Source organism: Streptomyces sp. ICC1 (assembly GCF_003287935.1).
GTDB lineage: Bacteria > Actinomycetota > Actinomycetes > Streptomycetales > Streptomycetaceae > Streptomyces > Streptomyces tritrimontium.
In genome coordinates, this window is record NZ_CP030287.1 from 2,062,652 (window position 1) to 2,074,164 (window position 11,513).

Annotated in this window: 12 protein-coding genes; 6 read left to right on the plus strand and 6 right to left on the minus strand. The window is 70.5% G+C overall.

Annotated elements, in window-relative coordinates; translation table 11 throughout:
• Nucleotides 1-34 precede the first annotated feature (34 nt).
• The 3 genes from pheA to DRB96_RS09750 all read left to right on the plus strand — a co-directional run bounded on the left by pheA (nt 35) and on the right by DRB96_RS09750 (nt 3,584).
• The gene (gene pheA, locus DRB96_RS09740) at nt 35-970 is read left to right on the plus strand and encodes a prephenate dehydratase (protein ID WP_112448065.1); all 936 of its coding nucleotides are present in this window, start codon (nt 35-37) and stop codon (nt 968-970) included.
• A gap of 527 nt (nt 971-1,497) precedes the next feature.
• Nucleotides 1,498-2,775, plus strand: a complete 1,278-nt coding sequence (gene serS / locus DRB96_RS09745; RefSeq protein ID WP_112448066.1) for a serine--tRNA ligase — start codon at nt 1,498-1,500, stop codon at nt 2,773-2,775.
• Nucleotides 2,772-3,584, plus strand: coding sequence for an HAD family hydrolase (locus tag DRB96_RS09750; protein WP_112448067.1), 813 nt, complete (start codon nt 2,772-2,774; stop codon nt 3,582-3,584). The genes serS and DRB96_RS09750 overlap by 4 nt, the downstream gene beginning before the upstream one ends.
• Nucleotides 3,585-3,726: 142 nt before the next feature.
• Here DRB96_RS09750 and DRB96_RS09755 read toward each other — a convergent pair whose 3' ends face one another.
• Complete coding sequence (locus tag DRB96_RS09755; RefSeq protein ID WP_112448068.1) at nt 3,727-4,320, minus strand: hypothetical protein; 594 nt, start codon at nt 4,318-4,320, stop codon at nt 3,727-3,729.
• 160 nt (nt 4,321-4,480) lie between these two features.
• Here DRB96_RS09755 and DRB96_RS09760 point away from each other — a divergent pair, with 160 nt between their 5' ends.
• Together DRB96_RS09760 and DRB96_RS09765 are read left to right on the plus strand one after the other, a co-directional pair.
• Nucleotides 4,481-5,467, plus strand: a complete 987-nt coding sequence (locus tag DRB96_RS09760) for a histidine kinase (RefSeq protein WP_239516131.1) — start codon at nt 4,481-4,483, stop codon at nt 5,465-5,467.
• A 10-nt stretch (nt 5,468-5,477) separates the two neighbouring features.
• On the plus strand, nt 5,478-6,122 hold the full coding sequence (locus tag DRB96_RS09765; RefSeq protein WP_112448069.1) for a response regulator transcription factor: 645 nt from the start codon (nt 5,478-5,480) through the stop codon (nt 6,120-6,122).
• On the opposite strand, the gene DRB96_RS09770 is transcribed toward DRB96_RS09765, so the two are convergent.
• The 5 genes from DRB96_RS09770 to DRB96_RS09790 all read right to left on the minus strand — a co-directional run bounded on the left by DRB96_RS09770 (nt 6,123) and on the right by DRB96_RS09790 (nt 10,424).
• Entirely contained in the window at nt 6,123-6,794 is a 672-nt protein-coding gene (locus DRB96_RS09770) for a rhomboid-like protein (protein WP_112448070.1), read from the minus strand. It lies immediately after the preceding gene.
• A gap of 103 nt (nt 6,795-6,897) precedes the next feature.
• On the minus strand, nt 6,898-7,617 hold the full coding sequence (locus tag DRB96_RS09775) for an ABC transporter permease subunit (protein WP_112448071.1): 720 nt from the start codon (nt 7,615-7,617) through the stop codon (nt 6,898-6,900).
• 14 nt (nt 7,618-7,631) lie between these two features.
• Nucleotides 7,632-8,543, minus strand: a complete 912-nt coding sequence (locus tag DRB96_RS09780) for an ABC transporter ATP-binding protein (RefSeq protein WP_112448072.1) — start codon at nt 8,541-8,543, stop codon at nt 7,632-7,634.
• Entirely contained in the window at nt 8,540-9,427 is an 888-nt protein-coding gene (locus DRB96_RS09785; protein ID WP_112448073.1) for an ABC transporter permease subunit, read from the minus strand. The genes DRB96_RS09780 and DRB96_RS09785 overlap by 4 nt, the downstream gene beginning before the upstream one ends.
• A complete protein-coding gene (locus DRB96_RS09790; protein ID WP_112448074.1) occupies nt 9,417-10,424 on the minus strand; it encodes an ABC transporter ATP-binding protein in 1,008 nt (335 codons plus the stop codon). The genes DRB96_RS09785 and DRB96_RS09790 overlap by 11 nt, the downstream gene beginning before the upstream one ends.
• Before the next feature lie 227 nt (nt 10,425-10,651).
• On the opposite strand from DRB96_RS09790, the gene DRB96_RS09795 reads away from it, so the two are divergent.
• Entirely contained in the window at nt 10,652-11,509 is an 858-nt protein-coding gene (locus tag DRB96_RS09795; RefSeq protein ID WP_112448075.1) for a M24 family metallopeptidase, read from the plus strand.
• The last annotated feature ends 4 nt before the right edge of the window (nt 11,510-11,513 follow it).

Genomic DNA, 11,513 nt, shown 5'->3' on the forward strand with positions numbered 1-11,513 from the left:
GGTCGCGTCGGGGCCCCGGCATTAGGCTGATCGCATGTCGGCCACCCGCTTCACCTATCTCGGTCCCGAGGGCACGTTCACCGAAGCCGCCCTTCGCACACTGCCCGAAGCCGCGACCCGGGAGCTCGTCCCGATGGTTTCGGTCCCGGCCGCCCTGGACGCCGTACGCAACGGCGAGGCCGCGGCGGCGCTGGTCCCGATCGAGAACTCGGTGGAGGGCGGGGTCACCTCGACCCTGGACGAGCTGGCCTCGGGCGTCCCGCTGATGATCTACCGCGAGGTGCTGCTCCCGATCGCGTTCGCGCTGCTGGTCCGGCCGGGCACGCAGCTGTCGGACGTCAAGACCGTCACCGGGCACCCGGTCGCGCAGCCCCAGGTGCGCAACTGGCTGCGAGCGAACCTGCCCGACGCGCTGTGGGAGTCGGCCGCCTCCAATGCCGACGGGGCCCGCCTCGTCCAGGAGGGCCGCTTCGACGCCGCCTTCGCGGGGGAGTTCGCGGCCGCCACCTACGGGCTCGTGCCGCTGGTCACCGAGATCCACGACGCGCAGAACGCGGAGACGCGCTTCGTGCTCGTGGGCCGCCCGGCCCGGCCGGCCGCGCCGACCGGCGCGGACAAGACCTCGGTGGTGCTGTGGCTCGGCGACGACCGCCCCGGTGCCCTGCTGGAGCTGCTCCAGGAGTTCGCCGTCCGCGGAGTGAACCTGATGCTGATCCAGTCCCGGCCGACGGGCGAGGGGATCGGCAACTACTGCTTCGCCGTGGACGCCGAGGGGCACATCTCCGACCGCCGCGTGGGCGAGGCGCTCATGGGCCTCAAGCGCACCTGTCCCCAGATCCGGTTCCTCGGCTCGTATCCGCGCGCCGGTGTAGCTCAGGGTGACGTCCAGGGGGCCCGGCCCGGCACCTCGGACGGCGATTTCACGGCGGCCTCGGACTGGCTGACGCGCTGCCTCGACGGGCGTCCGTAGCGCTCCGTCCACTGTCCACAGAGTTATCCACAGGCAGAGATGTGAACCTGGGGACAAGTCGACAGAGCAGCACGACAAGGTCGACAAATCGGTCGGGTGGCACAGGTTTCGCGCTGGGGAGCGAGAGGTGAACGGCGTCACCCCCGCATCGTCGATCAACTCTTTGGGGCGAGCCATTCCCACCCGAATGAGTGTGTGAGGGTGGTTTGAACCCTGATTGAGCCCGCTCGCTCCGCCGCCGGGATTGAACTATTCCTGTGTCCACAGATGCGGCGCACAGCCTGTGGATAAGCCGGTCCAGGGGGAAATCCCTGTGGACAAGGAACGCGCTGCGGCCCTGCTCAGGGGGTGCCCGGCCGCCGGCGCCCCGTCCCATTTCGGGGAATGGGACCGCTTTTATCGACTCCGGAGGAAGGATCACTTCCGGTCACCTGTCGAAAGTTTTCCATTCGCGGCAATTGGGACATAGCGACACGCAGCGTGATATCGGTGTGATCCCAGGAAGCCCGGCCCGGTAGCCTGGAGGGGTGATTGACCTCCGGCTGCTCCGTGAAGACCCTGACCGTGTCCGCGCCTCGCAGCGCGCCCGTGGAGAGGACGTCGCCCTCGTCGACGCCCTGCTCTCCGCCGACGAGCGCCGCAGGTCCTCCGGCATGCGATTCGACGAACTCCGCAACGAGCAGAGGTCGCTCGGCAAGCTCATCCCCAAGGCCTCTCCGGAGGAGCGGGCCGAGCTGCTGAAGAAGGCCGACCAGCTCAAGCAGAACGTCAAGGCGGCCGAGGCCGAGCAGAACGAGGCGGACGACGCCGCCAAGCAGCTGCTCCTGCAGCTCGGCAACATCGTCCACACCGACGTGCCCGTCGGCGGCGAGGAGGACTTCACCGTCCTCGAGACGCACGGCACCATCCGCGACTTCGGCGCCGAGGGCTTCGAGCCCAAGGACCACCTGGAGCTCGGCGAGTCCCTCGGCGCCATCGACGTCGAACGCGGCGCCAAGGTGTCGGGCTCGCGCTTCTACTACCTCACGGGTATCGGCGCCCTGCTCGAGCTCGCGCTCGTCAACGCGGCCATCGCCCAGGCCACCGAGGCCGGCTTCATCCCGATGCTCACCCCGGCGCTGGTCCGCCCGCGCGCCATGGAGGGCACCGGCTTCCTCGGCCAGGCCGCGGAGAACGTCTACCACCTGGAGAAGGACGACTACTACCTGGTCGGCACCTCCGAGGTGGCGCTCGCCGCGTACCACATGGACGAGATCATCGACGCGGACAAGCTGCCGCTGCGCTACGCCGGCTTCTCCCCGTGCTTCCGCCGCGAGGCCGGCACGTACGGCAAGGACACCCGCGGCATCTTCCGCGTCCACCAGTTCGACAAGGTCGAGATGTTCTCGTACGTCGCGCCGGAGGAGGCCGAGGCCGAGCACCAGCGTCTCCTCGAGTGGGAGAAGCAGTGGCTGACCAGCCTCGAGCTGCCCTTCCAGGTGATCGACGTCGCCACCGGCGACCTGGGCTCCTCCGCCTCCCGCAAGTTCGACTGCGAGGCGTGGATCCCCACCCAGGGCAAGTACCGCGAGCTGACCTCCGCCTCGAACTGTGACGGCTTCCAGGCCCGCCGCCTGTCGATCCGCTACCGCGACGGCAAGAAGACCGCTCCGCTGTCCACGCTGAACGGCACTCTGTGCGCCGTCCCGCGCACGATCGTCGCCATCCTGGAGAACCACCAGCAGGCCGACGGCACGGTCCGGGTGCCCCCGGTGCTCCGTCCCTACCTGGGCGGCCGCGAGTTCCTGGAGCCGATCGCCAAGTGAGCCCGGCCCCGTTCCCGTACAAGCTCGTCGCGACCGATCTGGACGGCACGCTGCTGCGCGGCGACGACACCGTCTCCGAACGCACCCGTGAGGCACTCGCCGCGGCCACCGCGGCGGGTGCGGCGCACATCGTCGTCACGGGCCGCGCCGTGCCGTGGACCCGGCACATCCTCGACGACCTCGGCTACCAGGGCATCGCGGTCTGCGGGCAGGGCGCACAGGTCTACGACGCGGGCACGCACCGGCTGCTCACCTCGGTGACGCTCGACCGGAAGCTGGCCGCGATCGCGCTGGAGAAGATCGAGGCCGAGGTGGGTCCGCTGGCCCTGGCCGCCAGCCGGGACGGAGTCGACGGCGACGTGCTCTTCGGCCCCGGCTACCAGGTGCAGGAGGGTCTTCCGGCGGTCTACCTGGAGGACACCGCCGATGTCTGGACGGCCCCGCTGAACAAGCTGTACATACAGCACCCCGAGCTGGACGAGGACGCACTCGTCGAGGTGGCCCGGCAGACCGTGGGCAATCTGGTCGGCGTCGTCATGGCCGGTCCGGGCGTCGTGGAGATACTGCCGCTGGGGCTGAGCAAGGCCACCGGCCTCTCGCTGGCCGCGCGCCGGCTGGGCGTGAAGGCCGCCGACACGATCGCCTTCGGCGACATGCCCAACGACATCCCGATGTTCGGCTGGGCTGCGCACGGGGTGGCGATGGCCAACGCCCACGCGGAGCTGAAGGCGGTGGCCGACGAGGTGACCGCCTCCAACGAGCAGGACGGCATCGCGGTGGTCCTGGAGCGTCTGCTCGGCACCGCATAACCCGGGACGGCACACAGGGAAGGGTCCGGAACAGCCCGCGCCGCGAGGCGCGCTCGAAGTGGCTGTTCCGGACCCTCTTTGTTCTCCCCGCACGGCTCACTCTGCCCCTGCCGCACGCCTCGTACCAGTCAATTTCCGTGCCTCAGCCGTGGATCCGGCGCCGCCGCCAGTACGCCGCCGTGGCGAAGGCCAGCAGCGGCCCCCACAGCAGCAGGGGCGCGTAGCTCGCGGTCATGACCCACCGGGCGATGCCGGTCGGGGCGAACTCACCGCCCATGTTCTCGGGGTCGCTCCAGCCGAACGCGCAGTACACAGTGATCAAGGTGACCAGCGCGGCGCCGGTGGCGGCGGGTATGACGGCGGCGAGCGGAGGGATGCGGCGGCCGCCGAGCCACGGCACCCAGTGGGGCATCACCTCTCCCCAGCGCTGGACGAGGCCCAGGGCGAGCAGACCGATCAGCTCGGCGACGACGCTGAGCGCGATCAGGTAGAAGGAGTACCTGCTCGGGTAGTTGCTCACGTGCAGCACATCGCCCTCCTTGAAGCCCGACGGGATGCCGAAGGCGATGGCCGTGCGCCACAGGCCGGTGGGCAGGAGCGTGAGGGCGGCGCCCTTGGCGGCCCAGCGGGCGGCCCGCGAGACACCGGGAACCGTGGCGAGCGCCGGGTCCGTGGAGGCGGGAGGGGCGGAGACGGAGTCAGGGACGGTCGGGGCGGGGGTGGTGTGCACGGTCATCGTCAAGTCCTGTCCGGGAGGCGGGGTGATGCCTCAAGCCTCGTGCGGCGAAGCCCTCGGAACCATCCGCCGATCAGCAGGTCTCCGGGCCGGCCGGCGCCGGTCCGCCTCTGCCGAACGGCAGATGGCCCCGGTGGGGGCGGCCTCGTAGGGTCGGGGCGTGCCTGCGAAACCGAACGCGTACGCTCCCGCGCTGGCCTCGGCCGGCCTGCTGTCCCTGGTCTGCTCCGTCGTGCGCGTTCCCGAGGCGTGGACGCTGGCCGGGATGGTCCTCCTGCTGCCGCTGCTGGCCCTGGTGGCGCGCTGGTCCCCGGTGCGGTCCGGGTGCGCCGCGGGCTTCCTGGGCGTGGCCGCGGTGGCCGGGTGGCCGGTCCCGTTGGTGTGGGGCGGCGGATCGTGGCTGGAGGTCTGCGGAGCGGCGGCGTTCTGGTCGCTGCCGGCCGTCGGCGCGGTGGCCGCCGGCGGTTACCTGCGCCGTCAGGCCGGTCGGGTCCGGCAGGCCGTACGGGACGCGCGGCGCGACCAGCAACTGGAGCTGGCCCGGGACCTGCACGACTTCGTCGCGCACGACGTGAGCGCGATCGTGGTGCGGGCACAGGCGGCCCGGTTCGTGGCCGAGCGGGATCCCGGACAGGCGCTCCTCGCCCTGGAGCGGATCGAGGCCGCCGGTCTGAGTGCCCTGGCGTCGATGGACCGGACCGTGCACGCGCTGCACGAGGCCGCCGGCGGGCCCACGGCCCCGGTGCCGGGTCTGGCCGAACTGCCGGAGCTGGTGGAGCGGTTCGAGGGCGCGGAACTGGCCGCCGACCCCGGCGTGCTGGAAGAGCTGTCACGGGAGGCGGACACCACCGCGTACAGGGTGGCCGTCGAGGCCTTGACGAACGTACGCCGGCACGCGCCGGGGGCGGCCTCGGTGCTGGTCACCCTCCAGCGGGCCGGGTCGGGCATGGAGGTCAGCGTGGCCAACTCCGCCGCCCCGCGCGGCCCGGCGGGGCTGCTGGGCCGTCGGCGCCGCAGCGGTACGGGACTGGCCGGTCTGCGCGCCCGGGTGGAGGCCGCGGGCGGGACCCTGCGGGCCGGGGCGGGAGCCGACGGCGGCTGGAGGGTTTCCGCCGTCTTCCCGGCGGCGGGGCGCCCGGCCGGGTGATCATGTCCGAGTGACCACACGCATCCTGATAGCCGACGACCAAGAGGACATCCGCAGCGGCTTCCGGTTGATCCTCGATTCGCAGCCCGACATGACCGTCGTGGGGGAGGCCGCGGACGGGGAGCGTGCGGTGGCGCTGGCCCGGGAGCTGCGGCCGGACGTGGTGCTGACGGACATCCGGATGCCGTTGCTGGACGGGCTGGAAGTGACGCGGCTGCTGGCACCCGCGACCCGGGTCGTGGTGGTGACCACCTTCGACCTGGACGAGTACGTGCACACCGCGCTGCGGGACGGTGCCTGCGGTTTCCTGCTGAAGCGGTCGGGACCGGCGCTGCTGATCGAGGGGGTGCGGGCGGCCATGGCCGGGGACACGCTGATCAGTCCCCAGATCACGGTGCGTCTGCTGAGCCGGCTGGCCCAGGAGCACCCGGTCGCGCCGCGCGGCGGCCACCCGTTGACGGGGCGCGAGGTGGAAATCGTACGGCTGGTGGCGAAGGGGCACACGAACGCGGAGATCGGTGCCGAGCTCTTCATCAGCGCCGGGACCGCGAAGACGCACGTCGCCAACGTGCAGGCGAAGCTGGGGGTCCGCAACCGGGTGGGGATCGCCTCGTGGGCCTGGGAGCACGGGGTGGCGCAGCCGGAACGCGCCTGATCATGTTTCACGTGAAACACGCGCGGCCGGGGCGGCCCGCGCTGCGCGCGGGTGCGGATGCCGGGTGAGCGGCCACGCGAGCAGTCCTACGGCGAGCGCGATGGCGTGGCCGTAATCGGTGAAGGTGGCGCCGGTGAGGAGCGGGATCCCGAAGAACGCCACGGACCCCGCCAGGTAGAGCCAGCGCCAGGGGCCGGGGAGGCGGTAGGCCAGCACTCCGATGGCGGTGGCGAGGCCGTAGCTGACGCCGATGTCGACGACACGGACCATGCTGCGCGGGGCGCGGTTGTCCTGGATGGCCATCAGGACGAGCTTCTGGCTGATCAGGGTGGCGGTGACGTGGCCGGTCGTGATGATGAAGAGCCAGCGCAGCGTGCCGAGCCAGCGTTCGACATTGGCGTGGAAGACCTCGAAGAGCACGACGTAGAGGGGGAGCGAGGCCGGGTCCTCGATCCAGAAGGCGCTGCTGAGCAGGGCCCGTATGGGGTGGCGGGCGAGCTCGTGGATGTTGCTGCTGTTGCGGTGGAGCAGGACGTGCTCGAGGTGGTCGGGCACGATCACGACCACCACGCTGGTGAGGGCGATGATCAGCAACCAGATGTGGGTTCCGGGCGCGGACCGTATCCAGGACCGTATCGGCCTGGACGGCTCGGGCTCGGGGTGCTCGATCATGTCCCCGATGATGCCGCGCGAACCTGTGCCCCGCCTGGCCGGTGGGCCGGGCGGGGCACTGTTTCACGTGAAACACCCGGCACGGGTGCGGGTGGTTCGTGCCCTACTCCTCGCCCGCCAGGGTGAGGCGGCGAAGCCTCTGTCCGGCGTAGAGGGTGGCGCCGACGGTGACCGCGACGAGCAGGATCACCGCGGTGGGCAGCCCGACGGTGGCGTCCACGTACCCCTCGCCGGCGACCTTCTGCGCGAGGGCGAGCGACCACTGCTGGACGCTCAGGGTCTTGGCTCCGTCGACGAGGCTGCCGAAGAGCGACTCCCAGATCAGCGCGTAGACGAGGCCGAAGACGACCGCGTGCCGGCTGACGGTGCCCAGCAGCAGGAACAGCGCGCTGTAGGCGATCGAGGCGATGAGCGCCGCGACGGTGTAGGCGACGGCGATCTGCTGGCCGTTGCCGTTGAGGATGAAGCCGGCGATCAGGGTGGGGATCGCGGAGAAGACCATGGTGACGGCGATCGCGACGATCAGCTTGGTCATGATGATCGTCGGGCGCTTCACCGGCTTGGAGAGCAGGTAGACGATCGAGCCGTCGTCGATCTCCGGGCCGATGGCGCCGGTGCCGGCGATGACACCGATCAGCGGGACCATCGTGGCCAGGGCGAATCCGCCGAGGAGGTCGGCGGCGACCTTGTCGTCCAGACCCGTGAAGGCGCGGACGGCGATGGAGATGAGGATCAGCAGGGCGGGCAGCGCGAAGAGGATCAGCGCGCGACGGCGGCCGAGCAGGGCCCGGTAGGTGAGCCGGGCAACGGTGGGGTTGTACATGGATGCCAGCTCCTTCAGGCCGCGACGAGGTAGGAGAAGACCGACTCGAGGGACTCGTCGGAGGGCGAGACCGTCAGCAGCCGGATGCCGTGCTCGCGGGCGACCCGCGGCAGCAGTTCGGTGAAGCGCCCGAAGTCGACCGCCTGGATGCGCAGGACGCCCTCCTTCAGGTCGACCTCGATCCCGGCGGTGGACGGGTCGGCGATCAGGGCCGCGGCGAGCACCCGGTCGTCGGAGGAGCGGACGAGGTAGCGGTGCGGGCGGTCCGTCATCAGGCGGCGGATCTTGCGGAAGTCTCCGGAGGCGGCGTGCCGGCCTGCGACGACCACCTCGATGTGGGAGGCGAGCTGTTCGACCTCCTCCAGGATGTGCGAGGAGAACAGCACCGTGCGGCCGTCGTCGCCCATCCGCCGCAGCAGGTCCATGAGCTGCATGCGCTGGCGCGGGTCCATGCCGTTGAACGGCTCGTCGAGCAGCAGCACGGACGGGTCGTGGACCAGGGCGGAGGCCATCTTCACGCGCTGGCGCATGCCCTTGGAGTACGTGGAGATCTTGCGGTCCTGCGCGTATTCCATCTCGACCGTGGCCAGGGCCCGCTGGGCGGCGAGCCCGTCGAGCCCGTGCAGCTCGGCGTTGGCGACGACGAACTCCTTGCCGGTGAGGAAGTCGTACATGGCCTCGCGCTCGGGCACGACACCGATCTGCTTGTAGACCTGCTCGTTGCGCCAGATCGGGGTGCCGTCGAGGGTGACGGTGCCCGTGGAGGGGGCGAGGAAGCCGCCCATCATGTTGATGAGGGTGGACTTGCCCGCGCCGTTGGGGCCCAGCAGGCCGGTGACGCCGGGACCGATGCGCATGGTCACGTCGTTGACGGCGACGACGTTCCCGAACCAGCGGGAAGTGTGGTCGATGTCGATGATGGTCACAGCCCGGCCTTCCGGTAGCGGGCCATCAGGGCGGCGTAGGAGCCGGCGATCAGGCCGAGGATGACGAGCAGGTAGACGGTGCCGGCGGCGGCCGAGGGGGCCTCCTGGCCGGGGAAGGCGGAGGTGGCGCCGAGGAAGGCGGCCTGGAACCCGTCGATGAGGCTGATCGGGGAGAACAGCCCCAGCCACTGGACGACTCCGGTCGATCCGGTGCTGTAGGCGATCCCCTGGACGGCCGTGACCGCGCCGAAGGGGATCAGGAGCACGGCGATGATGGCGGCGACGCCGAAGCCGCGGCGCGGGGTGAGCGCGGCCATGACCAGGCCGAGGCCGGAGAAGAGGAGCGACAGCAGCAGTACCGACACCAGTCCCTGTCCGAATCCCTTGGTCTGGTCACCGAAGTCGAACTTCGCGAGCAGCGAGCCGATGTACATGATCACCAGCGGGGTGGCCGTGAGGATGAAGAGGGCCGAGGCCATGGCGGCGAACTTGGCCACCACGTAGTCCACGCGCTCGATGGGCCGCGAGAAGTAGAGCGGCACCGTCTTGAAGCGCAGGTCCCGGGAGACCGACTGCGGTGCCTGCGAAGCGAGGTAGAGGCCGATGATCACCTGGGTGGTCAGGGCGTACGTCGTGTACTTGATCGGCAGGTCCGTGGAGCCGGGCACGGCGATGGCGATGGCGACGAGGATCAGCGCGGGGACGCACATCACCGCGAAGAGCAGCATCGGCAGCACCTTGGACTTGGCCGAGCGGCCGAGTCCGTAGGCACCGCGCAGCGACTGCGCGAACAGCGACTTCCGGGCGTAGGCGCGGCCGAGCCGGGGGCCGTCGTAGGACCGGTAGCCGATGTTGTGGATCTGGGTCGAGGTGTCAGGCGCCATCGGAACCGGCTCCCTTCTGCTGGGTGGCGGACAGCGCGGCGGCCTGGACGGCCTTCGCGTCGCTGTCGCGGAAGACCTCCGCGATGTGGTGGCGGCGCTGCTCCATGCGGACCAGGCCGATGCCGAGCTCGGCGACGGCGTCGCGGACGACGTCGTACGTCGCCTCGCCGGTGGCCTCGACGAGGAGGATGTGGCCGGCTCCGGGCAGGCCCTCCTCCTCGCCCGCGTGCAGCGTGACGCCCGCCTCGGCCAGCGCCTTGCGCAGGGCGGCGGTGCCGTCCGGGTGGGCGTCGGAGTCGGTGACCTCGACCGCGAGGGTCGTGGTGGTCTGCATGAAGTCGCTGGTGGAGCTGGAGCGCAGCAGCTTGCCGCCGTCGACGACCACCACGTGGTCGCAGGTGCGCTCCAGCTCGCCGAGGAGGTGGGAGGTGACCAGGACCGAGATGCCGAAGTCGGTGTAGACGCGGCGGATCAGGCCCAGCATCTCGTCGCGGCCGACCGGGTCGAGTCCGTTGGTGGGCTCGTCGAGGAGGACCAGCTGGGGGTCGTGGACCAGCGCCTGAGCCAGCTTGACGCGCTGCTTCATGCCGGTGGAGTAGCCGCCGATGGGGCGGTAGCGCTCCTCGTACAGCCCGACGTGGCGCAGGGTGTCAGCGGTGCGCTCGCGCGCCGCGGTCGGCGGGAGCCCGGACATGCGCGCCATGTGCACGACGAACTCGGTGGCCGAGACGTCGGGAGGCAGGCAGTCGTGCTCGGGCATGTAGCCGACGCGTTCACGGATCGTGCCGCCATGGGTGGCGACGTCGAGTCCGAGCACGGCGGCGGTGCCCTCGGTGGCGGGGGAGAGTCCCAGCAGAATCTTGATCAGCGTGGACTTGCCGGCCCCGTTGGCGCCCACGAGCCCGGTTACGCCGGGCCCGATGTCCAGGGAGAGCCGGTCGAGCGCGGTCACTCGGGGGTACCGCTTGCTCAGGCTTTCGGTCGCGATGACAGTCACGTCACCGACGTTAGTGGCGGTGGACGGTCCGATCGTCAGACCTGGAGCTCGATCCTTTCTCCGCCTTCAGGACTACGGACCCTGGCAGAAGGCTGACTCCAGGCTGACGCGCACCGGACAAGTTTGTCCACAGGTCCGTGCACGGGCCTTGACGTGACCTCCGGTCATTGTCACATTCATCAGTGTCAAGTTACGGGCGCGTACGGCTACACGGACGGACGGCTGGCATGGCTGGGGACACCAAGCAACGCACCACAGAACTCTCCGCCGAACTGCGCGGGTTCAAGGAAGTGCAGCGACTCTCCTACGAGTGCGCGGAGGCCGTCGCGGCGCAGCTGCGCCCCGGTGTCACCGAGCGCGAGGCCGCGCGGATGCAGCGCGAATGGCTGCGCGAGCGCGGGGTGCGGGACTGGTTCCACATGCCGTTCGCGTGGTTCGGCGACCGCACCGCCTTCACGGACTTCAAGATCCCCCTGCAGTTCTTCCCGACGAACCGCGCCCTGGAGCCGGGGATGCCGTTCATCCTCGACATGGCCCCGGTCTACAAGGGCTACACCGCCGACATCGGGTACTCGGGCAGCCTCGGCCTCAACCCGGTGCAGGACCGGCTCATGTCCGACCTGAAGGCGCACCGCGCGCTGATCCTGGACCAGGTGCGCGAGCGCCGCTCCCTGCGCGACATCTACGAGAACGTGGAACGGCTGATGATCAGCCAGGGGTACGCCAACCGGCACCGGGCCTACCCCTTCGGCGTCATCGCGCACAAGATAGACCGGGTCAAGGAGCGGCGCTGGTCGCCGACCGCGTTCGGGTTCGGCACCCAGGCCCTGAAGGGGCTGGCCTCCGACGCCCTGCACGGCCACCGCGAGGGCTGGTCCCCGCTGTGGAGCCCGTACCACTTCTCCGACCACCTGCCGCAGCCCGGCCTGTGGGCGGTGGAGCCGCACCTGGGTTTCCGGGGCACCGGCGCGAAGTTCGAGGAGATCCTGGTCGTCACCGACTCCCGGGACCCCGAGGAGAGCGCGTTCTGGCTGGACGACGATCTGCCGCACGTGCGGCGCTGGGCTGAGGAGAAGGCGGCATGAGCGG